This window comes from Aeromonas sp. DNRA1, from assembly GCF_963888745.1.
Lineage (GTDB): Bacteria > Pseudomonadota > Gammaproteobacteria > Enterobacterales > Aeromonadaceae > Aeromonas > Aeromonas hydrophila.
In genome coordinates, this window is the sequence record NZ_CAWPKQ010000001.1 from 1,141,964 (window position 1) to 1,164,701 (window position 22,738).

The following is a 22,738-nucleotide window of genomic DNA, read 5'->3' on the forward strand; positions in this document are numbered from 1 at the left end:
GATTTTTTCAGTACAAAACGCTACTCGACACATGTTGTCTGATGATGCTTCACACCCGCGATGAGTCCTGGATCCGGTCTGACAGCGACAGGGAAGTCGTTGATAAGCGTGAAAAATGAGCGACAAATATCAAAAAATGACCGAATGGCACTTTTTTATCGCCAGATAGGCCCACCAGGGGTTCACAAAGAGCGAAGATCTGATAGTATGCGCCTCGCACTTGGGGAGGGGTTCCCGAGCGGCCAAAGGGATCAGACTGTAAATCTGACGGCTCTGCCTTCGAAGGTTCGAATCCTTCTCCCTCCACCATTCAAGTGCAACAATCAGGAAAATACCACGTGGAGGGGTTCCCGAGCGGCCAAAGGGATCAGACTGTAAATCTGACGGCTCTGCCTTCGAAGGTTCGAATCCTTCTCCCTCCACCATCTTCCTGAACACAACATGCAAGGCCCCTGTGGAGGGGTTCCCGAGCGGCCAAAGGGATCAGACTGTAAATCTGACGGCTCTGCCTTCGAAGGTTCGAATCCTTCTCCCTCCACCATCATTCAAGAAAACCCGGCCCAGTGCCGGGTTTTCGCTTTTAATGCCTCTATCCATTTGACACTGTCAGATCTGACAATTGCCTGTCGGCCCGCTTTTGGAAACAGTATTGCCATCGCATCAAGAGACATGACCATGTTCGAGATCTGGGATGAAGAGGGACAGGCAACCGGGCTGAGTCTGCCGCAGTTGCAACAACGGCTGAGCTCCTATCGCGGCGAGGTGATGGTGCGCTACACCAACCGCATCGGCCTGCCCACCACCCTGTTTCTGACCGTCGACCAGGGCCTTGCCTATCAGCGCTTCAAGGCCGATACCCCTCTGCTCGACTGGGCCTGGCTGGCACAGGCCGTACAGCCTGCCCCCTCTTCAGATCGCCCTGCATTGTCATCTGAGCGCAGCGGCTTGCTGACCACAATCTCTGGATAGTGCCGCTAGCTCATCGACAAGTTGTTGCAAAACATCGCGAAATTTCGTCAGCTCCACCTCGCATCCTGCACGCCCATCTTTGCGGATTTGCTCTTCCAGATGCCATGCCTGCTCTGCCACTTCGTCAATCCTCATCATGGCTATCGTTCCCGCCTGTCGATGCACCCAATCTGCAAGCGCCTTGTCATCCTCATGGCTCAAGCCAAGAGATTGTTCCAGATCCTGACGAAACGACAGCAGCATTGTCTCAAATGAAGAACCAAATGCTGCCTGTAACAGGTTGATATCGAGCAACCTGGGTACTGGCAATATCTGCCACTTCATCAGCATCTGGCGAAGTCCGTCCATGAGTACGGGCTTGCCCAGCACATCATTCATGCCAGCCGCCAGACAGCGCTGCGCCTGCTCCGGCAGTACGTTGGCCGTCATGGCAATGATTGGGAGATGTGCCAGCTCCTCCGTGGCTCGCACCCGGCGGGTGAACTCATAACCATCCATCACCGGCATCTGGCAATCACACAAGATCAGGTCATAGCGGTGAAAAGTCAGCATGGCGAGCGCCTGTCGACCATTTTCAGCCAGATCGCACTGCAGATTGAGCTGTTTGAGCTGGCGCTTTACCAAAACCTGATTCAGGTGGTGATCCTCGACAACCAGCAATCGCTGCTGCAACAGTGGTTCATCCGCTCCAACTGACAGAAAATCGGACGACAGTTGCTCGGCCAAGCCCAGCTGGCGATAACAGACATCCCTCACGGCCTGCCAAGTCAGGGGATTACTGTTGAGGCAATGATGGCCATCATCACAAAGCTGATAACCCAGCACGCTGCCAAGCGGCGCAACCCTGATGGTGGCCGGTTCGCTCAGGTCACCAAACAGCAAGTCTGCGCCCTGCGGGGCTTCACACAACCGCAGCCCCAGCGACAACAGATGCAGCCGCAGCGTGTGGCGAAGTTTGCCATCCGGCAATGCCATAAAGGCACTCAGCCCCGCCAGCTTGGGATCAGGCTCGTGGCGCGCTTCCAGTACCAGGGGGATGGACAATCCGATATGAGTCCCCAACCCTGGGGCGCTCTCAAGGCTCAATCGCCCCCCCATCAGTTCTGCCAGCGTCCGGCTGATACTGAGACCAAGTCCAGTTCCCCCATAACTGCGGGTCGTGGCGCCATCCGCCTGCTCAAACGCATTGAAAATCCGGGCCTGTACATCAGCACTCATGCCAATGCCGGTATCCTGTACACCAAACAGCAACCGCTGCTGTCGCTCTGTCTGTACCTCCAATCTGATCGACAGTTCAATAAATCCGTATTCGGTGAACTTGATGGCATTGCTCAACAAATTGAACAACACCTGTTTCAGACGCAGCGTATCGCCATGAAAACGCGCGCCGACCCCATCGTCGACTTGCAAGTAAAGTTGCAATCCTTTGCGCTGCAACTCACTGCTGGTCATGGTGAGCGTGTTGTCGATGAGCTCGCGCAGCAAAAAAGAAGTGGGAGCCAGCCTCATCTTGCCGGCATCCAGCTTGGAATAATCCAGCACATTGCCTATCAGCTGGAGCAGCCCTTCCGCCCCCTGATTGATGATGCCCACCATCTGGCGCTGCTCAGGATCCAGCGAGGTAAAACGCAGCTGTTCCGCCATGCCGATGATGCCGTTCATGGGGGTCCGGATCTCGTGGCTCATGGTGGCGAGGAAATCGGCCTTCTGCCTGGCTGCCAGCTCAGCCTCCTCCTTGGCGGAGGCGAGATCGGCCTCCACCTCGCGCCGGCGGATTATCTCCTGGCGCAGGCGAAAGTAAGCAATAGAGAGTGAAAGAATAAACAAGGTGATACCGGCGCCGACAGGGATCAGAGTGCTGACCAGCTTGTGCCACGAAATTCCTTCGTTGTAATTGACCGCCAACCAGGTATTGCGGATCTGCCGCTTTTCCTTGTCACTCATGCTGGCCAATACGCGATTGATGAGCGGCAGCAGCGGGGCATAGGCATCTCTCACCGCGACCGCCAGCTCATCTCGGAAAGGTGTGGGTGCCACTATGTGCAGCGAATCATCAAACCGCTCGTTGATAAGCCGTGATATCACCGCCAGATTGCCCATATAGGCATCCCCCTTGCCAGCCGCCACCATGGCCAGTCCCTCTTCCGGACCAGGTACGACTGTGATCCGGATATCCGGGATACGCGCCTTCAGCCCGGCGGTCAACATACTGTCGGTCACGATAAGGTGCTTGCCAGCAAGCTCAGTAAAACCACCGATCGTGTTGCTGCCACGGGCCATGGCGATGACCACGGGAAAGGAAGTAATGGGCTGACTCAGCTGCCAACCTACCATCTGTTGACTGATGCGGGTGGGAATGATGGTCACATCTACCTCCTGATGAAGCAGCGCCTGCAACAGATCGGGCCAACTTTGATCAGCATGGTAGAGATAGGCTAGTCCCAGTTTGTCTTTGAATAACGCAAGATAGTCACTGATAAGACCGGTCAGTTTGCCACTGCTGTCGGCGTAGGAAAAAGGTACCCAGCCGGGAATCAAACCCAGTGTCAGAGGAGGTAAACGGGAGAGCCACTCTCGCTCATCGGGACGCAGCAAAAAAGCACTGTGACCCAGAAAACTCAAGCTGTTGTCACCCAGCCAGCGCTGTTCCAGGGCACTGCGCTGCTCCACCGTCAGCGCCTGAATAGCCGTGTCGAACCGAACCCCCAATCTGGGCTTATGATTGCTGATGCCCAGATAGAGGCTCTCCATCAGCAAGGGGGACTGAGCCACCACAGCCAATTCGGGGTGCCGGGAAATAAATTGATTAGTGACATGCAGGTTGCCAATATAAGCATCCGCTTGTTTATCCAGCACAGCCTGCAAGGCCGAGCTGGAGTCCTGAAACAGAATGCGGGAAACATCAGGATAATGAATGCTGACCAGTTTCTCGGTCAGAAAACCGGCTTCAATAGCGATATGAGATTGATTCAAGCCACTGACATCACGAAAGAAAGGGGAATCATGGCGCACCACGACCACGGTTGGTGACGAATAATAAGGGCGCGTGTATGAAATACATTCCCGCTCTTCAGAGCGAAAGGCATCCAGTAAAATGTCAACCTCACCACGACAACTGGCTGTATATAACCGGTTCCAGTCTGGGTAGATTTCCCATTCAATCTGATAGTCAAGATTTTTGGCCAATATGCTTATCAGCTCGACACTAAAGCCACTGGCATTCTGGCCATCCCACTGCTGAAATGGCCCCCAGCCGCCCACCAATAACCCGACTCTTATTGTTGGTAATACAGCAGTTTTTTTAGCAAAGAGTGGTTGACTGAAAATGCTGATATTAAATACCAGTATTACAATTATGCATCGGGATATAGCCACATGAGGACACCTCATCGTGCCGCCCCAGAAAAAGGTGACATTATATAAACGCTCGAAAAAATGCGGTGCGCAAAGTAGTATAGAAATGAGATGTTTGGTAGTTTAAATATTATTCGCCGTTTTATATGGGGCTCATCCATGTCTTTCAAGATCATTCTTGCCGACGACCATCCACTGATACTGGCAGGTATCCGCAGCCTTATTGCACACAATCAACCAGGTTGCGAGGTTGTTGCCGAGGCGCATCAAGTTTCCGAACTATTAAATACATTACAGCAACATGGCTGCGATCTTTTGATCACCGATTTCAGCATGCCAGGAGATGAGCGCTGCGATGGACTGACTTTGATCCAGCAATTGAAACGAGATTATCCCACCCTGCCTATTCTGGTGCTGACCCAGATCCACAATGCCGGTATCTTGCAATCACTGCTCCAATTGGGGGTAAGCGGTGTCCTGCTCAAAAAAGCGGTGATCAGCGAATTGTCCGATGCCATTCGCCAAATACTATCCGGGCACAGCTATATAGGTAGCTCGGTGAAAACCCTGCTGACCGAAGCGGGCTTGAATCAGCAGACCAGCCTGAGTCAACTTACTCCCAAAGAGAGCGAAGTGGTACGTTTATTGGCCAGTGGCATGTCCGTCACTCAGGTGGCCGAGTACTTGCACCGCAGCGTAAAGACCATCAGCACCCAGAAAAAGAGCGCCATGATGCGGCTCGGCCTACAAAGCGATAGCGCCCTGTTTCACTATGCCAAAGAGCAAGGGCTTGCCTGAACCTTGACCAGGATAAATCAGTCGGACCTTAAATTGCGGCATCATAAATAAGGGTTACATTACCTTTATAAGTGCTTCCCGGATATTCCATCATCAAGGTTAATGCTGGCTTCTGCACTTTAAATATGATGCTTCGTGCTTCATTTATGAAATGTGGACCTCGTACACTTGCTGTGAACCTCTTCTTGACGCCATGCTTCAAGGGAAGCTCTTCTTTGGATTTATTTACATAAATCACATCAAGTCTAACTTGCATCCCGAGTTTTTCATTATTCAACATACAGACTTCACCATAGTTATACTGGCAGTTCAGCCAAACATGATAATCCGCACTGACCCATAACCGATATGGTAATTCTGCAATCAAATAGGGAGGCTGATGTGATTTACCACGATAAATCCAGTCATGCCATCCACCTGGGGGCTGCAACACAATTTTGTCACCACCCGGAGGAAACTCCACTTTTATTTGATGTTGAACTTTCAATGTTAACTCTATTGTCAGTTGACTATCTTCATACGCCCCATTGCCAAGATCTATATCTTTATTTTGGCCCACTGAAAGATTTATTGAACCAGTATAATTTCCATTTGGCATTTCTAGTGGAGAAGGAGGTCTAATCTTGAATCCAAAAAACATAGCTTGTATATCAGATGTACCATCCACTGACATTTCTGTATAGCACGACTTCCCCCCAACATTCCCCCACAATACTATCCAGGCAGTTAGATTTATATTTCCAGCAACCTGTCGCTCAAGATATCTGCACCCACCTTTAGGGTTTGTAAATGATGTGTTATATATTTTCCAACCATCATCTGCATTTACAACAGAATCAAAATGTACTCCCAACTTATCAGGTATAAATAAAACAGAAAATTGCTGCCCTTTATCAGATGTCACAATCATGGTTTTGTTTCCCAACGAGCCTAGAGAAACAAAAGAATCTCTTGTATTTGAAAAATTCTTTTTCACATTACGTTTTACTTTAGTTTTTAATGAAAACAACAAACTATCAAGAGACATTACGCTACCACTACAGGATGAGAGCCACATTCCATCACTGGTTTTCACACATTTTGTAGTGCTAACAAAGGTTCCATTATCAGCCTCATAGACTGCAGGATTATACTCAGCAGTCACTTTAACGACTGCAGCCTGACATGGAACTCCAAACAGCAAGCTTGCCACTAACCACCAATATCCATGCATAGCACCAGCTCTCATTATTTTTTCCTGCTTAAGCACTTACTGACTGGCCAAAGTTTGCGCACTGCAGACCAGATCGCCTAGTAACAACACTTTCTGTTGACGCTCTGCTCGGGCAGTGTCCAATGCCAGATCGCACTGCTGCGTCCCCTGATACTCAACCTGCAAGCTGGGATTGCGCTCACTCATCTCCACTGCAAAGAAGCCGTCGGCCTCGCTGACAGTGCGGCCCGCGTGATTGACCACCATGGCCCCCTTCAATGGCGCCCCTTGCTCATTCAGCAGGCGGCCTATCACTGTCACCGTCTTCATCACGCGGACCTGGTGATAGGCAACACCCCCTTTGTTGAGGTGATAAGGCAGCATGTTGGGGCGAATGCTCACCGAGGGCGCATCGTGCTCTGCCAGATCCAGCTGCACGGAGCCACTGCGATAGGCGGCAACGGGTATCAGGTTGCGACCGGGCCGCAACTTGATATTGCCACCCTGATCGTCATCGGCGCGCAGAGACAGCTCGGGCATGTCGGACTCCAGGTCCACTATCATGCCCGCCTCGTACCCCTGCGGCTGGCCTGTCATTGTCAGGCTGCCCTCACCAAAGGCCAGGGTACTGTCGAGGTTGAGCCCCCCGCTCAGCGCCCGGTTATAGGAGGAAGATTGCAGGTGGGCATCACCGCTGACCAGCTCCCCCTGAAACCTGGCATAGCCTGCCGTGCCGACACCGTAACTGTCGGTGGTCAAGTTGGCCCCCACGCTCTGCAGGGCGCCCCACTCCAGCTGTTGCTGGTACCCAAGGGAGGCGTTGCGCTCCTGCCCGCCGGAGCGGGAGGTTCGGCTGCCGATACCGATAGCCAGCAGGCTACGCTCCCCTCCCAGGTTCATGCTCAGGGATAGCATGCCGCCTCTGTCCCTCGCATGATCGGTACTGATGCTGCCCGGCCGGTCGAACACCGTCAGGTTCCAGCTCACGGTCTGACCGAGCAGATCGCCGTTGTAACGCCAGCCTAGATCGGCGCCCAGCCCGCGCCCCACCTGATGGGCCAGATAGAGGTTGGCGGAGTGGCGCTCATCAAGCCGCTGCTGCAACGACAGGTTGCTCTGCTTGAGGTCACGACTCTCCTCCGCGACTTGCCCTTGCTGGCGCTGCTGCTGATGGCTTAGCACCAGGCTGCCTTCGCCATAGTGGTACAAAGCCTGCAGATCGAAGCCGCTACCGAGCGCCTGTGCCGCCATCAGGTTGCCAAACAACCGCCACTGTTTATCCAGGCTCCAGTCGGCCGAGAGACCGTGCTGCCAGCGCTGGTCGATATACTGGCTGGAGGCCCCGACTATCACAGAAGGGGTGAGCAGATGGTTGAGCATGACGCCGCTGCTCAGAGGCCGGGCCGTGTCCTCTTCCCAGTTGCTGAGCAAGCGGGTCTGCTGGCCCACAAACAGGTTGAAGCGCCAGCTTTCATCCGGGTTTTGCCAGTTCATCGGCTTGTAGATCATCTCTCTGCGCCGCTCGGTCACCTGACCATCTTCCAGCACACGCAGCTCCACCTCGTAGATGCCAGCGGGCAGTACCTTGGTATCCAGCGCTTGCAAACCCGAGATCACCTGCTGCGAGTTGATAAGCTGCCCATCCCGATAGATCTCGACCATGCCGGGTCGGCTCGGGGTGACATAGACAGGCGTGGTACTGGCCTGGCCCTGCTCTATCAACAGGGTGTCGGAGTCCCCCAGCATGACCCCCAGCACGGTCGGGGTTCCGCCGCCAAACAGGGTGGGCTGACGCACCAGACCCTGGGCATAGGGCGAGAAGTAGCCCAACCGGTAGAAGTGCCCCGTTCCTTCGTGTTCGGCATAAAGTTGCTGCACATGGTGCTGCGCCCCCTGCCCGTTGCCAGACTGGCTCACTTCTCCCTCCAGCAGCGGAGTCCACTGTCCTATGCTGCCCTGCGCCATCAGGTTGTAACGGCCACTGCGCTGATCCCCTTCCCCCTGGGTCAGGTTCAACTGGTGACGCAACAGGGCGCCATAGCTGCCCCCACTGGGCAGGTTATGATAACGGGTCAGCGGCTGCCCCTTCTCGGCACCAGCCGTCAGCACCGACAATTGAGAGTTCTCCAGGCTGTACTCCAGCGCCAGCACTTCGTCGGTACACTGATTCAGACATGGGCCCAGTCGATGGGATGCAGCCAGCACCTTGCTCCAGCGCTGGCGGTCCCGTTCTTCCAGCTCGCTCTCGTGGCTGTCGGTCAGAACCAGCAGCTGCACACTGGTGTCTTTGCCCAGCACTATCTCGCCTTCCCCCAACAGCTGCCCATCCACCAGGATGCGCACCGCCAACGGGACGCCGAAGAAGTGATCGGCAAAACCATCAGGCAAATCTTCTGCTTGTTGTAGCAGGTCAAGGGGTTGTGCAACATGTCCCCCCGTAGCCCAGGCCGGTACACACAACACAACCAAGATCAACAGGAAAGAGAAATACGGCACGAGCTATCTCACTCTTCTAAGCACAGACAAAAAGGCTCCCCCGATACAGGGAGCCTCCATCAATCGGCTTATACGCCGCCTTTGGGGGCTTCCGATTCAAATATCATGTTGACCACCCCCTGGTAGTTGCCTGGCTTGTAGCCAGCGACCGGGGCATCCGCCGGGATCACTTCCAGCCCCAGCAACTTGCCGGTCTTGGCATCATCAGCCTTCATTACTTCAACGGAGGTGGTCGACAGGGCGACACCACCCACCTTAACGGTCAGGGGAATGTTGTCGTTGCCGCTGGCCATCACGGCCGGGTTGGTCAGGTAGCCGGTGATGGCACCTATGGTGCTCTTGGCATCCAGCTGTTTGCTCAGCTTGTCCAGCTTCTTGGTATAAGGGTTGTAGGCCAGCTTCTGCGGCGTGCTCATCCAGTTGTCCCCGCCGGTCGGCTGTACATAGAACGCCTCAGTCGGGATCTGGGCGGTCACTGTGACCTGATGCTCAATACGTTCGGCAGCCATCAGATTGGCCGACACCAGCATTGCCAGAGGCGCAGCTATCCATACTTTCATTACTCTCTCCTTTCTCGGATATAAGAAACATCAGTGACCAATCACCATGTTTCTGCTCTTGTCACCCTCAATCAGTTCAAACCGGTAAAGGTGATCGCTCTTTTTCATCAGTTGCTTCTGCATGTTTGGCAACAGATGGATCTTGCTTGGGGTGGAACAGTTTTTTTTCCGCCCATCACACTCTTCAAAAAAATCCAGCACTATGGTGGCGTTGCCCTTATTCACGACTGTCGTCATGGTGTCCGTCTTTATAAATCGGGTATCAAATCGACTCTCTTTTGGCATCACAAAAATGATGGCGCCAAAGCCAGTCAATATATTTACCCCGGCCGAGACTTGCTGCTGTTCCTTCTGAACAGAATTTGCATCAAGATCGAAGCCATCCTCCTGTTTTGGCAACACAGGAATGAAACGGACCCTGAAATAGCGCTCCTTGTCCCGCTCCCCCATAAACAGCAGCCGGGTCGCCTGCACCCCGTTGGCTGGAATAATCATGCGGGAGGGGCTGGCAATCAGTACCCGACGCCCCTCGGTCAACTCTGCCGACTCCTGCGGCTGGCCAGCCGCATCGTAGGTGATCTCGTGAATGGCAACCTTGACGAAGGCGGTCACATCACCCTGATTACGAATACGCTTTAAATAAGTACTCTGCTGACCAGACATGTAGTCATAGAGCGTACCGATACTGATTTCAGCCGATGCCAGCGCATTGCCACTGAATATCAGCGACAAGATAAAAAATATTTTCTTCATGACAGTTCCAGACTGGGTTTCACATGCAGGACTTTTATTTATCAAAAAATACGAGCTGGCTGCATATCACTGAAGTCAGTCTATTTAGAACCTGAGGGGAAGTTAATAAGAATAGTCCTATATTGACTTTGCAAATTCAGCCGCATTATCAGAGGATTCCTACAGAGCGCTACACCATCCCTCCTGTATTATCCTCAGCCATATCCATCAACAGGTGAGTGCCATGTTTGCATTTCAAGAAGAGTACCCAATAAGTGACATGGCAAGCATCTCGGCCACCGAGCTTGCTGTGCCGTTTTATCAGCCGATCATCGGTCGGGATCATCAGGTCAAGGGTTATGAGGTGCTGGCCAGACGCTGGGAGCCTGCCCAGCAGAGCTATCAGGGCATCGACTTTGCCTCCCTCAGTGAGGATCAATCCCTGCATCTGGATATCGTCATGCTCAGGGCCATCATGCGGGATCTGCCGACCCTGGCACAGGCCGGCCCCTATCTGCTCTCCATCAACCTCAATCCGGCCTTGTGCAGCCCGACCTATCAGAACCTGTTGCTGCTGGTGCTGATGCAAGCGCGCAAACTGGGGATCGAGATCTGGTTCGAGGTGCTGGAACAGGCCCCGCTTCAGCGACAGCACAGGGCGCTGATCGAGGTACTGCGCAGCCACGGTGCCCATATTGCCTGCGATGACTTTGGCACCCTGGAGTGCAACTTCCAGCGCATGCTGGCGCTGCCCTATGAGATCATCAAACTGGATCGATCCCTGCTGCTGCAAGCCAGCAAGACGCCCCACGCCCTGCGCATGCTGACCGGTCTGGTGGAATACCTGCAGCGGCTCGGCATGAAGGTGGTGTGCGAAGGGGTCGAAACCCTGCAGCACATCGAGACAGCCAACCGCCTCGGTTGTGACTATCAGCAAGGCTACGCCTACGCCATGCCCTCCCCCCTCTCTCGCTGGGCCTGAACCGCCCATTTTTGGCCGCCGACTCGCGCCGGGGACATTCCCCTGCCAAATTGCATGATACGGTGAGGGCGAGTACAATCTCGCACCCCGTTTATCCGGTACATGCTGCTGCAGCACGGATATGCCGTTATAGGGTCGCGCCGAGCGAGTATCCACTCCCGGCGTAGCTCAACCCATACGGCGCCATCAGGTGGCGCCGTCCTGATTTGCAATCAGATACGAAGAGTCCGCCATGTTTAAACCAGAATTGCTCTCCCCCGCAGGTTCCCTCAAGAACATGCGTTACGCCTACGCCTATGGCGCCGATGCCGTCTATGCCGGCCAGCCCCGTTACAGCCTGCGGGTGCGCAACAACGAATTCGATCACGAGAATCTGCAGCTCGGTATCAACGAAGCCCATGCCCTCGGCAAACAGTTCTACGTGGTGGCCAACATCCAGCCCCACAACTCCAAACTCAAGACCTTCATCCGCGACATGCGTCCGGTGGTGGAGATGAAGCCGGATGCGCTGATCATGTCCGATCCCGGTCTCATCATGATGATGCGCGAAGCCTTCCCGGATATGCCTATTCACCTGTCGGTGCAGGCCAACGCGGTCAACTGGGCCACGGTGAAGTTCTGGCATCAAATGGGCCTGACCCGGGTCATCCTCTCCCGCGAACTGTCGCTGGACGAGATCGAGGAGATCCGCATGCAGGTGCCGGAGATGGAGCTTGAAGTGTTCGTCCACGGGGCGCTGTGCATGGCCTACTCCGGCCGCTGCCTGCTCTCCGGCTACATCAACAAGCGCGACCCCAACCAGGGCACCTGCACCAACTCCTGCCGCTGGGAGTACAAGGTGCACGAAGGCAAGGAAGATGACGTGGGTCAGATCGTCCACCGTCAGGAGCCCATCGCCATCCGCCCTGACAACACCCTGGGCCTTGGCAAACCGACCGATGCGCTGGTGCTGCTGGAAGAGTCCAACCGCCCGGGCGAGTACATGAGCGCGTTCGAAGACGAACACGGCACCTACATCATGAACTCCAAGGACTTGCGCGCGGTCGAGCACGTAGAACGACTGACCAAGATGGGCGTGCACTCCCTGAAAATCGAAGGCCGCACCAAATCCTTCTACTACTGCGCCCGCACCGCCCAGGTCTATCGCAAGGCCATCGACGATGCGGTCGCCGGCCGGCCGTTTGACCGCAGCCTGATGGGCACCCTCGAAAACCTGGCCCACCGCGGCTATACCGAAGGCTTCCTGCGCCGTCACAACCACAGCGAATACCAGAACTACGACTACGGTTACTCCGTCTCCGACACCCAGCAGTTCGTTGGCGAGATCACCGGTCGCAACGGTGACATGGTGGAAGTCGAGGTGAAGAACAAGTTCCTGGTGGGCAACAGCCTGGAGCTGATGACCCCGCAGGGCAACCTCAGCTTCAATCTGGAGCAGATGCAGAACCGCAAGGGCGAGCTCATCGACACCGCACCGGGCAATGGCCATGTGGTCTATGTGCCGGTACCGAAGGAAGTGGACGTTGACTACGGCATCCTGCTGCGCAACCTCGGTGAGCGCCAGGATACCCGTCAGCCGCACTCGGCCGCCTGAGATGGCACTGCTCATCACCGACAAGTGCATCAACTGCGACATGTGCGATCCCGAGTGTCCGAACCAGGCCATTAGCCTGGGCGAGGAGATCTACGAGATCGACCCCAGTCGCTGCACCGAGTGCGTCGGTCACTACGAGAAGCCGACCTGCATCAGCGTCTGCCCCATCGACTGCATCATCTGGGATCCCGCTCACGTGGAGACCGAAGATCAACTAATGGAAAAGTTCGTGCGAATGCACCGGCAGTAACATCGACATCAGCGTCTGCTCTACATGGACTGCATCATCTGGGATCCCGCTCACGTGGAGACCGAAGATCAACTGATGGAGAAGTTCGTGCGGATGCACAGGCAGTAAAACATCGGTCATCCGTAGGTCGCTGACGACACATAAAAAAAGCCCCGCATGCGGGGCTTTTTGACTTTTGGCACTCACGGTACCTAGACGTATTCCATAAAGACCCGAGAGGTGAGCTTGGTGATGAGCTCGTAGGGGATGGTGCCGATCTGGTCGGCCACCCGCTCTACCGGTAGCCCTTCACCCCACAGCACCACCTCGTCGCCGGCCTTGTCGGTGGCGCCGGGGCCGAGATCCACCGTGGTCATGTCCATGGAGACCCGACCCACCAGCGGTACGATGCGGCCGTTGACCAGCACCGGCGTGCCGTTGGGGGCCATGCGCGGATAACCGTCGCCATAGCCGATGGCAATCACCCCGAGCCGGGTATCGCGATCCGACACCCAGTTGGCACCATAGCCCACCGGCTCGCCCGCCTTGTGATCCCGCACTGCAATCAGTTGTGTCTTGAGGGTCATCACCGGCTGCAGGTCGTAATCGGCCGCCACCGTATTGGGGAAAGGGGAGACGCCGTAGAGGATGACGCCGGGGCGCACCCAGTCGCAGTGGGAATCCGGCCAGGCCAGGATGCCCGCCGAGTTGGCCATGGCCCGCTCGCCCAACAGCGGTGCGGTCAACTGGCTGAACAAGTCGATCTGCTCGCGGGTGGTGGGCTGCTCCAGCTCATCGGAGCGGCTGAAGTGGGTCATGATGTTGAACGGTTGAACCACGTTCTTGCACCTGGCGAGCCGCTCGATAAAGGCAGGCATCTCGTCGGCCCGCACGCCGAGGCGGTGCATGCCGGTGTCGAGCTTGAGCCAGGCCACCACAGGGGCAGGCAGATCAGCCTGTTCCAGCGCCTCGAGCTGCTCCCAGGTGTGCACCGCGGTCTGCAGGTTGTTGGCCGCCAGCACCGGCAGGTCGGCCGCGCTGAAGAAGCCCTCCAGCAGCACGATGGGCTTGACCACGGCGCAGGAGCGCAGCATCAGTGCCTCTTCGATGCGGGCCACCGCGTAGGCATCCGCATCCACCAGGGTGCGGGCGACCGGCAGCAGCCCATGGCCATAGGCGTTGGCCTTGACCACGGCAATGATCTTGCATTGGGGGGCGTGGCGTTTCACCACGGCGAGGTTGTGGCGCAGGGCCGCGGTATTGATTTGGGCGATAGCCGCTTTCATCTGTTTTCCCTTACGAGGGCATGATAACGCGCGAACGCGCCAGGCACCGGGGGGTGTCAGCCCTTAATTGTCATCGTCTAAGGCCGGACCGGCAGAATTGTCGAACCGGGAAAACTGTTTCTAGAACTCTCTTTGCCATCATCAGGGTGCCGCATGCAAAGCGTGCACACCCGAAGATCAGTAGTCATCATCAAACGCCGGGCCCGCGTAGTTGTCAAAGCGCGAGAACTGGCCCTGGAAGGTGAGGCGCACCCGCCCGATGGGACCGTTACGCTGCTTGCCGATGATGATCTCGGCGATCCCCTTGTCCGGGCTGTCGTCGTGGTAGACCTCGTCGCGGTAGATGAACATGATCAAGTCCGCATCCTGCTCGATGGAGCCCGATTCCCGCAGATCCGAGTTGACCGGGCGCTTGTCGGCCCGCTGTTCCAGGCTTCGGTTCAGCTGGGAGAGCGCCACCACCGGGCACTGCAGCTCTTTCGCCAGCGCCTTGAGGGAACGGGAGATTTCACCGATTTCCAGAGTACGGTTGTCAGACAGCGCCGGCACCCGCATCAGCTGCAGGTAGTCCACCATGATCATGCTGATGCCGCCGTTGTCCCGTGCCACCCGGCGAGCGCGCGAACGCACTTCGGTCGGGGTGAGGCCGGAGGAGTCATCGATGTACATCTTCCCCTTCTCCAGCAGCAGCCCCATGGTGGAGGAGAGCCGCGCCCAGTCCTCGTCGTCGAGCTGACCGGTCCGCACCTTGGTCTGGTCGATGCGCCCCACCGAGGCGAGCATACGCATGATGATCTGCTCGGAGGGCATCTCGAGGGAGAAGATCAGCACCGGCTTGTCGGCGGTGAGGGCCGCGTGCTCGCACAGGTTCATGGCAAACGTCGTCTTGCCCATGGAGGGACGGGCCGCGACGATCACCAGATCCGAGCGCTGCAGGCCGGCGGTCATCTTGTCGAGATCACCGTAACCACTCGCCACCCCGGTCACCCCGTTGTGGGGCGTCTTGAACAGCTCTTCAATCTTGTCGACGGTCTGCTCGAGGATCAGCTTGAGCGGCTGAGGGCCCTCGTTGGCACTGGTGCGCTGCTCGGCGATCTGGAACACCTTGCTCTCGGCCAGGTCCAGCAGATCATTGGAAGTGCGCCCCTGCGGCTCGTAGCCCGCTTCGACTATCTCGTTGGCGACCGAGATCATCTCTCGCACTACCGCCCGCTCACGCACGATCTCGGCGTAGGCACTGATGTTGGCGGCACTCGGGGTGTTCTTGGCGATCTCCACCAGATAGGCGAAGCCACCGGCCTCTTCCAGCTGTTCGGAGCGCTCCAGCTCCTCCTGCAAGGTGATGAGATCAATGGGGTTGCCCGCATTGGAGAGGCGGGTCATGGCCTGGAAGATCAGGCGGTGCGGGCGGCTGTAGAAATCCTTGTCGATCACCCGCTCGGCGACCCGATCCCAGGCCTCGTTGTCCAGCATCAGGCCGCCCAGTACGGACTGTTCGGCCTCAAAAGAGTGGGGAGGTACTTTCAGCTGTTGTGTCTTGGCGTCTTTTTTCGCCGTCACTTGCTCTGCCATACACATAAAAACCGCAGCGGGAAGGGGACGGGAATTTTACAAAAGAAACCCCGTCATCGCGAGTGCAAATGCACGCTATTCACTTCTGTCAGCCACAACCGCCTTCCTGATGGTTGTTGACGCCGCCTGTCGATGAAATCCGTCTCGCATTCATACAATCATGAAGGGCCAGACTAGGGTCTGATCCTGCGGTTTGGCTCTCGCCTTGTTGCGCAGTTTGCGCTCCTTGCGGCTCGGTCGTCGACTTTTCATGGCCTGTCTCCTCGCAACGCCCCCGACCGGGGCAATCTGTTCATGAATAATTCATGCCAATCATGTTAATCATAGTCGCAAGCTGCAATACAACGAGGGACAGGCAGCCTGCCATGCGCCTCGCTGAGCTTGCCAAAGCAGAGCATGCCCCACCCACTGATGAGAGTGAAAAGAGTCAAAATGAAAAAGATGCTGACCCTGTTTGCCGTGATCCTGGCCATTGGCCTGGGGGCACCCATTGCCGAGGCCAAGAAATTTGGCGGCGGCAAATCCTTTGGCAAGAGCTATAAAACGGCTCCGGCCCAACCGGCCGCCAAACCCGTCGACACCAAGAATCCCACCGTGGGCGCCCAAGCACCCAAGAAGGGCGGCATGATGGGCGGTCTGCTCGGCGGCCTGCTGGCCGGCGGTCTGTTCGCCTACCTGCTGGGCAGCGGCGCCTTCGAAGGTCTACAAGGGATGGACTTCCTGCTGATCGCCCTGCTGGCACTGGGGGCCGTGTTCCTGATCCGCACCCTGCGCAAGGGCAAGATGGCGGCGCCACAACAGCAGACGGCCTATGCCGGCTATCAGCCGCCCCAGAGCGCGGCGCCCCAGCAGTTCGAGCAGAACCACAGCGCCCCGCAGGCCACCGGTTTTGCCGACAGCGACGTGCCGTTCCGCCTGCCGCCAGGTTTTGACATGAACGGTTTCCTGGCCGGGGCTCGCGATCACTACCGCACCCTGCAGGAGGCCTGGAACAAAAACGATCTGGAAAAGGTACGCGAGTACGTGAGTCCTGAGCTGTTTGAACAGCTCAAGGCCGAGCGCGCCGAGCTCACCGGTGAACAGCATACCGAAGTGATGTATGTGGACACCCAGCTGGTGCGCGCCGACTACGGCAGCGACTGGGCTCAGGTCAGCGTGCGCTTCAGTGGCCGCTACATGGATCGCCAGGAGCAGGTCGAGGAGGACATCAAAGAGGTGTGGCACCTCGAGCGCAACCTCGCCAAGGACAATGCTCCCTGGCATATCGTCGGCATCGAGCAGCTGTAAATACGCTTTTCCTGCGATGATAGAAAAAGGCGGCCTGCGGGCCGTCTTTGCTTTTTGGCATTTCCCGCCCCCTGCGCCCACTCATGCCACCCCTTGTAGTGGCTATGAGATTGAGGTGTGATTGTGTAGTATGACCGACCTTTTTTTGTTCAATTGACTCTTCATCGAGGCGTGGCCCATGGCTCTTCCCTTTCTGCGTCGCAGCAACATGCCTCGTCTCCTGGCCAGCCTGCTGTGCTGCGCCACCCTGATCCTCATCTCCCTCGTCACCCTCTACTGGCAGACCTGGTCGATGACTCGCCAGCAGGCCCAGACCGCTGCCGAACACGCCATGACACAGATCGACAGCGCGCTGCACCATTCGACCCTGGCGGCCAGGGCGGCGCTGCCGCTGGCCAGTCGTCCCTGTCGCGAGGTGGCCCGCGAACTGCGGGTGCTGGTCGCCACCTCCCCCTATGTGCGCTCGGTCAACCTCTCCCGCAACGGTCGCCTCTACTGCTCCTCCATCTTCGACGAGATCGATCTCAAAGACAGGCTTCAGAACAGCCAGCACGAGCGGCTCAGACTGGAAGCCGTCACCCAGCTCGGACGTAAACCGTCGCTGCTGTTCTATCACCTGAGCGAAGGGGATCATGCGGTGGTGGTCGCCATCAACCCCTATCATCTGAGCAAACCGTTGCAATGGCACCTCGCCGGACCCCACAGCTGGGTACAAATAGGCAAGCAGTGGCTCGACCTGCAGGGCAAGGTGCACGATGGTCAACCGCCCAGGCTGCGGGGCTTCAACTACCGGCTCGACTCGACCATGTTCGGCTACAGCCTCAACCAGGGGTTCCCGCTGAGTGCCGTGCTGGCCATGACCCTGCAAAAACAGGGCAGCATGGTGCTGCTGATCCTGGCCCTCGGGGGGCTGGCCGGCCTTGCCACCTACCGCTGGTGGAGCCATATCTCGACCCCGACCCAGGAGCTCAGGCGCGCCATCATCAAGCAGGAGTTCGTGCCCTATCTGCAGCCCATCGTCGTCAGCCAGAACGGTCAGCTCCATGGCTGCGAGGTATTGATGCGCTGGCAGCACCACCGCCAGGGGCTGATCCGGCCGGATCTCTTCATTCCGCTGGCGGAGGAGAGCGGCCTCATCATCCTGATGACCCAGACCCTGATGCAGCAGGTGCGGCTGCAGTTTGCCCCACACGCGGCGGCGCTGCCGCCCCGCTTCCACTTCAGCTTCAACATCTGTGCCCGCCACTGCCAGCAGTTGAGCCTGCTGGATGACTGCCGCAGCTTTCTCGCCGCCTTCACCGCCAACCCGATCACCCTGGTGCTGGAGCTGACCGAGCGCGAGCTCATCACCCCCAACCACCTCACCGAGCGGCTGTTTGAGGAGTTGCGGCAGATGGGGGTCAGGATCGGGCTGGACGACTTTGGCACCGGCCACTCCAGCCTCACCTATCTGCAGCAGTTTCACGTGGACTATCTCAAGATCGATCAGAGCTTCGTCGCCATGATCGGCACCAACGCCCTCTCCCGTCATATTCTTGACAGCACCATCAGTCTGGCAACCCGGCTGGGGCTGCAAACCATCGCCGAAGGGGTCGAGACCCAGGAGCAGGCCGACTTTCTGGTCGAGCGGCACGTTGATTACCTGCAGGGCTACCTGTATGGCCGCCCGCTCACGCCACAGCAATTTCTGCAGCAGCTGAGCCCCACTCCTGCGCCTTGAAGTTCCTCTGACACCAATGGGGTTGCATTGACACCCATGCTGGCGGAAAATCCCCGCCGCGCCTTTCCCTGCTCCGTCAAATAGAGCAAACGTTTATTTGCTTTATTAATGTGCAGTAGCTCAAAGGAATCAGCTCTGTTTATTTCCAATTATTACTTTTTGCCTAGAATCGCCACACTCCTGTCATGCAGGAACGATATACAGGACTATAACAACAAGAGGAATATTACCGATGAAGAAGACGCTACTGGCCGTCACCGTCTCTATTACCCTGTTCGGGCTGACCGCCTGCAATTCAGAAAACAGCAGCAAGGAACATATTCCGCTGGATCTGACCATTGCCCACATCAATGATACCCACGCCCACCTCGACCCGACCGAAAATGCGCTGGCGATCCAGCCCACCGGCCAGGAGCTGTTCAAGTTCAACGCCAAGCTGGGCGGCTATCCGCGCCTGAAGTTCAAGCTGGACGAGCTGCGCAGCCAGGCTGCCAACGAGGGCCGCAACTTCATGGTGCTCAACGGTGGCGACGCCTTCCAGGGCACCCTCTATTTCACCCAGTTCAAAGGTGAAGAGGAGTCCCGGCTGCTCTCCGACATGGGTATCGATGCCATGGTGCTCGGTAACCACGAATTCGATCTGGGCAACCAGGCTATTAAAGACTTTGTCTCACGGGTGAATTTCCCGGTATTGGCTTCCAATATGGTGAAATCCAGTAGCGCCACCCTGAAGGACAGTGAAAATATTCACGAATATGTCATTAAGGAAGTCAATGGCGAAAGCGTGGGTATTTTCGGGCTGGTGCTGGAAAATATGCATGACATCTCCTCGCCGGATACCGACACCAAATTCCTGCCGATGATTGAGACCGCCCAGAAAATGGTCGATACCCTCAAATCCAAGGGCGCCAACAAGATCATCATGGTCACCCATATCGGCCTGCAAAATGACCAGGCAGTCGCCAAGGCCGTCAACGGCATCGACCTGATCGTCGGCGGTCACTCCCAGACCTTCCTCGGTGACATCACCGAGCTCAACAGCATCGGCTACACCGCCCACAACCAGAACCCGGCCGACGACAACACCTATGCCCAGATCGTCAGCAACCCGGACGGTGGCAAGACCTGTATCGTGCAGGCCGGCGAATGGGCCAAGGGCTACGGCCTGGTCAACGTCTCCCTCAGCAAGGAAGGCCAGCTCACCAAGTGTGAGGGCCGCAACACCCTGATGACCGGCGATGACTTCACCAAGGAAGTGGCCAAGAAGAAAGTGCCGCTCAGCGGCACCGAGCAGACCAATGTAGTCGACTTCATCAACAAGTCCCCGGTCATCGAGATCGTGCCGGAAAACACCGCCATGCGCGATGTGATCGACACCGAGTACAAGCCGGCCGTGGCCGAGCTCGAAGCCAAGATCATCGCCGATGTGCCGACCAAACTGACCCACGTGCGCGTGCCGACCACTCCGGACGGCGCCGGCCTCATCGATCCCCTGGTGGCCGAGTCGCTCTACTGGAAGCTCAACAAGCTCAACACCAAGGTCGACTTCACCATCCAGAACGCCGGTGGCGTGCGCGCCGACGTGAACGCGGGCCCACTCTCGGTCGGTTACGTGATGGGTACCCTGCTGCCGTTTGGCAACAAGATCGCCGCCTTCAACCTCAAGGGCAAGGACGTTCGGGCCACCCTGGAGTACGCCGTTGACTACTCCATCGGTCTGGAGACCGGGATCGCCGCCTCCAGCGGTGCCTTCCCCTACGTCGGCCACCTGAGCTACACCTACGACGGCAAGCTGGCCAAGGGCTCCCGCATCACCAAGCTGGAACTGCTGGACGCCAACGGTCAGTGGCAGCCGCTGGATGACGAGAAGGTGTACCGGGTCGGTGCCAACACCTACATCGCTTCCGGCAAGGATGGCTACAACGGCCTGCTCAAGCGTGAAGAGCTGCCCAACAAGGGTGACTATGTCGACTCCGGCGTCGGTGAGAACGAGATGTTCATGGAGTACGCCGAGTCCCAAGGCACCCTCAACCCGCTGCCCTACGCGACCGTGACCTACTACAAGCCCTGATCCGGCTCACAAGCTGTTGCAACGGCGCCTGAGGGCGCCGTTTTTATGGCATACTCCCCGCCAATCGATGCCGAGGAGACCCTTTGATGGCGAAGTACGACAAGATTTCCCCCGAGACCCAGCAGGAGGCGATGAAAATTGCCCGTGCCAACCAGAAGCCGGGGCAGACCAAGGAGCAGACCCAGCTGATCGCGCAGGGGATCCAGAAAGGCATAGACGAATACAAGAAACAGATGAAGGTGCGGGCCCGCGAGGCCAGCCGTCAAAAAAAACTGCAGGCCAAGGCCAAACAGTCTCACGCAGCGTCGCAGGATGAGGAGCAGGAGGAGACCGTCGAGCTGGTCGAGGTTTCTCGCCAGCATCCGCTGCCCTGGCTGCTACTGGCCATCAGCTGGCTGGGCTTTGCCGCCTGGTTCTGGCTGCGCTGAAGCCCAAGCCGACAAACCTTTGCCCGGGATCTGCTTCACAGCCCGGGCCCTTGTGGCTGGTCATCCCCGCCCAAGGCTGATTAAATCCCGCCACTGCTGCCCACGCCTTTTTTCAGGATACCCGTTATGAACCCGGCTCCACTTTACCTGCTGGCACCCCTGGTGCTGTTTATCGTAACCCTGCTGCTCTATCGCATCTCGCCACTGCGCGCCGTTGCGGCCGGCAGCGCCCGCTGGTTTATTCTGCCGGCCTTCACCCTCTTCATCCTGCTCATCATCATCAATGGTGCGGCAGACCCGAGCCTGCGCAACCCGGCCTTTCACTGGCTGATGCCGGGGCTAGGCTTCGCCCTCAGCCTGTTCCCGGCCCTGCCCAAGGCGCTGGTGCCGCGCCTCGCCATCAAGGAGGGAGCCTTCGCCGCCCTCGGCCTGATGTTGATGAGCCTGGCCATGGTCTACTGACCGGCTCGTCACTGATGCGAATATGACTCAAGGGGCACTCTGTGACGGGGGCCCCTTGTATAAACAATGGCCTGCAGGCATCTTGGGAGGAGGATAGCCAGCAAGGAGGCCAGATGGACAATCCGCCCGATTTCATGGCGCAGTGGGATTATCGGGATCCCGCCGCCAGCGCCCTGCGTTTTCATGCCCTGTTGCCCGAGGCGCGCGCCGCCGCCGATCTGCAGTACGAGCTGGAACTGCTCACCCAGATAGCCCGTACCCATTCACTGCAACGCCAGTTTGCCGAGGCGCACCAGCTGCTCGACGAGATAGAACCCCGCCTCACCGACACCACCCCGCGAGCCCGCCTGCGCGCCCTGCTGGAGCGCGGCCGCACCTTCAACTCCGCCGGCGACAAGGCCAGTGCCAAGACGCTGTTTGAGCAGGCCTGGCAGCTGGGGCTCAAACACAAGGAGCTCTATCTCGCCATCGATGCCGCCCACATGATCGCCATCGCCGCCCCGCTGGAAGAACAGAGCCGCTGGCATCAGCTGGCGATGGAGCTGGCCGAGCGAAGCACCGATCAAAAGGTGCGTGGCTGGCTCGCCACCCTTTACAACAACCAGGGCTGGACCCTGTTCGAGCTGGGTCGTTTCGATGAGGCCAGAAGCTTCCAGCAAAAATGCCTGGCCTGGCACGAGCAGCACAACAACCAGGCCAAGGCCTTTATCGCCCGCTGGAGTCTGGCCCGTCTGCTGCGGGCCCAGGGGCAGCACGAACAGGCGCTGGCCGACCTGATGCAGCTAAAAGGCGATATGGCGGCCGCCGGGGCGGCGGAGGATGGCTATCTGTTCGAGGAGCTGGGGGAAAATGCGCTGGTACTGGATGATCCGGCAGCGGCCGAATACTTCTCCCGCGCCTGGTTCCTGCTCTCGCAGGATCGCTGGCTCAAGGCCAACGAGGCAGAGCGGCTGGCCCGCCTCAAGCTCTTGGCCAAGCTCTAGCAAGCGACCGCCACAAACGCAGC

18 protein-coding genes and 3 tRNA genes are annotated in these 22,738 nt (G+C 57.5%); 14 read left to right on the plus strand and 7 right to left on the minus strand.

Annotated elements, in window-relative coordinates:
- Window positions 1–224 precede the first annotated feature (224 nt).
- From AACQ43_RS05205 to AACQ43_RS05220, 4 genes are all read left to right on the plus strand, one after another.
- A tRNA-Tyr gene (locus AACQ43_RS05205) sits at window positions 225–309 on the plus strand.
- 31 nt (window positions 310–340) lie between these two features.
- A tRNA-Tyr gene (locus AACQ43_RS05210) sits at window positions 341–425 on the plus strand.
- Window positions 426–456: 31 nt separating this feature from the next.
- A tRNA-Tyr gene (locus tag AACQ43_RS05215) sits at window positions 457–541 on the plus strand.
- Window positions 542–675: 134 nt separating this feature from the next.
- A complete protein-coding gene (locus AACQ43_RS05220; RefSeq protein ID WP_248280961.1) occupies window positions 676–969 on the plus strand; it encodes a hypothetical protein in 294 nt (97 codons plus the stop codon).
- On the opposite strand, the gene AACQ43_RS05225 is transcribed toward AACQ43_RS05220, so the two are convergent.
- A complete protein-coding gene (locus tag AACQ43_RS05225; RefSeq protein ID WP_168966308.1) occupies window positions 928–4,359 on the minus strand; it encodes a response regulator in 3,432 nt (1,143 codons plus the stop codon). The two genes, AACQ43_RS05220 and AACQ43_RS05225, sit on opposite strands and share 42 nt — an antisense overlap.
- A 123-nt stretch (window positions 4,360–4,482) precedes the next feature.
- Here AACQ43_RS05225 and AACQ43_RS05230 point away from each other — a divergent pair, with 123 nt between their 5' ends.
- Window positions 4,483–5,121 carry a response regulator gene (locus AACQ43_RS05230; protein ID WP_168966310.1) on the plus strand — a complete coding sequence of 213 codons (639 nt, stop codon included), beginning with the start codon at window positions 4,483–4,485 and terminating at the stop codon, window positions 5,119–5,121.
- A gap of 28 nt (window positions 5,122–5,149) precedes the next feature.
- Here the strand turns inward: AACQ43_RS05230 and AACQ43_RS05235 are convergent, their stop codons facing one another.
- From AACQ43_RS05235 to AACQ43_RS05250, 4 genes are all read right to left on the minus strand, one after another.
- Window positions 5,150–6,349 (minus strand): hypothetical protein, encoded by a 1,200-nt coding sequence (locus AACQ43_RS05235; protein ID WP_168966312.1) that lies wholly within the window; start codon window positions 6,347–6,349, stop codon window positions 5,150–5,152.
- Between the two features lie 21 nt (window positions 6,350–6,370).
- On the minus strand, window positions 6,371–8,701 hold the full coding sequence (locus AACQ43_RS05240) for a fimbrial biogenesis outer membrane usher protein (RefSeq protein ID WP_248280962.1): 2,331 nt from the start codon (window positions 8,699–8,701) through the stop codon (window positions 6,371–6,373).
- A 176-nt stretch (window positions 8,702–8,877) separates the two neighbouring features.
- A complete protein-coding gene (locus AACQ43_RS05245; protein ID WP_168966316.1) occupies window positions 8,878–9,369 on the minus strand; it encodes a CS1 type fimbrial major subunit in 492 nt (163 codons plus the stop codon).
- 30 nt (window positions 9,370–9,399) lie between these two features.
- A complete protein-coding gene (locus AACQ43_RS05250; RefSeq protein WP_168966318.1) occupies window positions 9,400–10,122 on the minus strand; it encodes a hypothetical protein in 723 nt (240 codons plus the stop codon).
- A gap of 223 nt (window positions 10,123–10,345) precedes the next feature.
- Between AACQ43_RS05250 and AACQ43_RS05255 the strand changes: the two genes are divergently transcribed.
- The 3 genes from AACQ43_RS05255 to AACQ43_RS05265 all read left to right on the plus strand — a co-directional run bounded on the left by AACQ43_RS05255 (window position 10,346) and on the right by AACQ43_RS05265 (window position 12,927).
- Window positions 10,346–11,083 (plus strand): EAL domain-containing protein, encoded by a 738-nt coding sequence (locus AACQ43_RS05255; protein ID WP_168966320.1) that lies wholly within the window; start codon window positions 10,346–10,348, stop codon window positions 11,081–11,083.
- A 232-nt stretch (window positions 11,084–11,315) separates the two neighbouring features.
- A complete protein-coding gene (trhP, locus tag AACQ43_RS05260) occupies window positions 11,316–12,677 on the plus strand; it encodes a prephenate-dependent tRNA uridine(34) hydroxylase TrhP (RefSeq protein WP_017408769.1) in 1,362 nt (453 codons plus the stop codon).
- Window position 12,678: 1 nt separating this feature from the next.
- Window positions 12,679–12,927, plus strand: coding sequence for a YfhL family 4Fe-4S dicluster ferredoxin (locus AACQ43_RS05265; protein ID WP_005334896.1), 249 nt, complete (start codon window positions 12,679–12,681; stop codon window positions 12,925–12,927).
- A 191-nt stretch (window positions 12,928–13,118) separates the two neighbouring features.
- On the opposite strand, the gene alr is transcribed toward AACQ43_RS05265, so the two are convergent.
- Complete coding sequence (gene alr, locus AACQ43_RS05275; RefSeq protein WP_168966322.1) at window positions 13,119–14,192, minus strand: alanine racemase; 1,074 nt, start codon at window positions 14,190–14,192, stop codon at window positions 13,119–13,121.
- Between the two features lie 177 nt (window positions 14,193–14,369).
- A complete protein-coding gene (dnaB, locus tag AACQ43_RS05280; protein WP_049047755.1) occupies window positions 14,370–15,764 on the minus strand; it encodes a replicative DNA helicase in 1,395 nt (464 codons plus the stop codon).
- 432 nt (window positions 15,765–16,196) lie between these two features.
- Here dnaB and AACQ43_RS05285 point away from each other — a divergent pair, with 432 nt between their 5' ends.
- The 6 genes from AACQ43_RS05285 to AACQ43_RS05310 all read left to right on the plus strand — a co-directional run bounded on the left by AACQ43_RS05285 (window position 16,197) and on the right by AACQ43_RS05310 (window position 22,715).
- Entirely contained in the window at window positions 16,197–17,051 is an 855-nt protein-coding gene (locus AACQ43_RS05285; RefSeq protein WP_011704944.1) for a Tim44 domain-containing protein, read from the plus strand.
- Between the two features lie 178 nt (window positions 17,052–17,229).
- Window positions 17,230–18,771: an EAL domain-containing protein gene (locus AACQ43_RS05290; protein WP_168966324.1), complete on the plus strand. Its 1,542-nt coding sequence runs from the start codon at window positions 17,230–17,232 to the stop codon at window positions 18,769–18,771.
- A 232-nt stretch (window positions 18,772–19,003) separates the two neighbouring features.
- Window positions 19,004–20,842 carry a bifunctional metallophosphatase/5'-nucleotidase gene (locus AACQ43_RS05295; protein WP_011704942.1) on the plus strand — a complete coding sequence of 613 codons (1,839 nt, stop codon included), beginning with the start codon at window positions 19,004–19,006 and terminating at the stop codon, window positions 20,840–20,842.
- 86 nt (window positions 20,843–20,928) lie between these two features.
- Window positions 20,929–21,270 (plus strand): DUF2956 domain-containing protein, encoded by a 342-nt coding sequence (locus tag AACQ43_RS05300; protein ID WP_168966326.1) that lies wholly within the window; start codon window positions 20,929–20,931, stop codon window positions 21,268–21,270.
- Window positions 21,271–21,396: 126 nt separating this feature from the next.
- Window positions 21,397–21,732 (plus strand): hypothetical protein, encoded by a 336-nt coding sequence (locus AACQ43_RS05305; protein WP_005303968.1) that lies wholly within the window; start codon window positions 21,397–21,399, stop codon window positions 21,730–21,732.
- A gap of 113 nt (window positions 21,733–21,845) precedes the next feature.
- Entirely contained in the window at window positions 21,846–22,715 is an 870-nt protein-coding gene (locus AACQ43_RS05310) for a tetratricopeptide repeat protein (RefSeq protein ID WP_146062086.1), read from the plus strand.
- Window positions 22,716–22,738 lie beyond the last annotated feature (23 nt).

Bases quoted from the DNA above. Each gene is read 5' to 3' on its own strand.
- AACQ43_RS05220 (WP_248280961.1), top strand. From the start codon at position 676: ATGTTCGAGATCTGGGATGAAGAGGGACAGGCAACCGGGCTGAGTCTG.
- AACQ43_RS05225 (WP_168966308.1), bottom strand. From the start codon at position 4,359: ATGAGGTGTCCTCATGTGGCTATATCCCGATGCATAATTGTAATACTG.
- AACQ43_RS05230 (WP_168966310.1), top strand. From the start codon at position 4,483: ATGTCTTTCAAGATCATTCTTGCCGACGACCATCCACTGATACTGGCA.
- AACQ43_RS05235 (WP_168966312.1), bottom strand. From the start codon at position 6,349: ATGAGAGCTGGTGCTATGCATGGATATTGGTGGTTAGTGGCAAGCTTG.
- AACQ43_RS05245 (WP_168966316.1), bottom strand. From the start codon at position 9,369: ATGAAAGTATGGATAGCTGCGCCTCTGGCAATGCTGGTGTCGGCCAAT.
- AACQ43_RS05250 (WP_168966318.1), bottom strand. From the start codon at position 10,122: ATGAAGAAAATATTTTTTATCTTGTCGCTGATATTCAGTGGCAATGCG.
- AACQ43_RS05255 (WP_168966320.1), top strand. From the start codon at position 10,346: ATGTTTGCATTTCAAGAAGAGTACCCAATAAGTGACATGGCAAGCATC.
- trhP (WP_017408769.1), top strand. From the start codon at position 11,316: ATGTTTAAACCAGAATTGCTCTCCCCCGCAGGTTCCCTCAAGAACATG.
- AACQ43_RS05265 (WP_005334896.1), top strand. From the start codon at position 12,679: ATGGCACTGCTCATCACCGACAAGTGCATCAACTGCGACATGTGCGAT.
- alr (WP_168966322.1), bottom strand. From the start codon at position 14,192: ATGAAAGCGGCTATCGCCCAAATCAATACCGCGGCCCTGCGCCACAAC.
- dnaB (WP_049047755.1), bottom strand. From the start codon at position 15,764: ATGGCAGAGCAAGTGACGGCGAAAAAAGACGCCAAGACACAACAGCTG.
- AACQ43_RS05285 (WP_011704944.1), top strand. From the start codon at position 16,197: ATGAAAAAGATGCTGACCCTGTTTGCCGTGATCCTGGCCATTGGCCTG.
- AACQ43_RS05290 (WP_168966324.1), top strand. From the start codon at position 17,230: ATGGCTCTTCCCTTTCTGCGTCGCAGCAACATGCCTCGTCTCCTGGCC.
- AACQ43_RS05295 (WP_011704942.1), top strand. From the start codon at position 19,004: ATGAAGAAGACGCTACTGGCCGTCACCGTCTCTATTACCCTGTTCGGG.
- AACQ43_RS05300 (WP_168966326.1), top strand. From the start codon at position 20,929: ATGGCGAAGTACGACAAGATTTCCCCCGAGACCCAGCAGGAGGCGATG.
- AACQ43_RS05305 (WP_005303968.1), top strand. From the start codon at position 21,397: ATGAACCCGGCTCCACTTTACCTGCTGGCACCCCTGGTGCTGTTTATC.
- AACQ43_RS05310 (WP_146062086.1), top strand. From the start codon at position 21,846: ATGGACAATCCGCCCGATTTCATGGCGCAGTGGGATTATCGGGATCCC.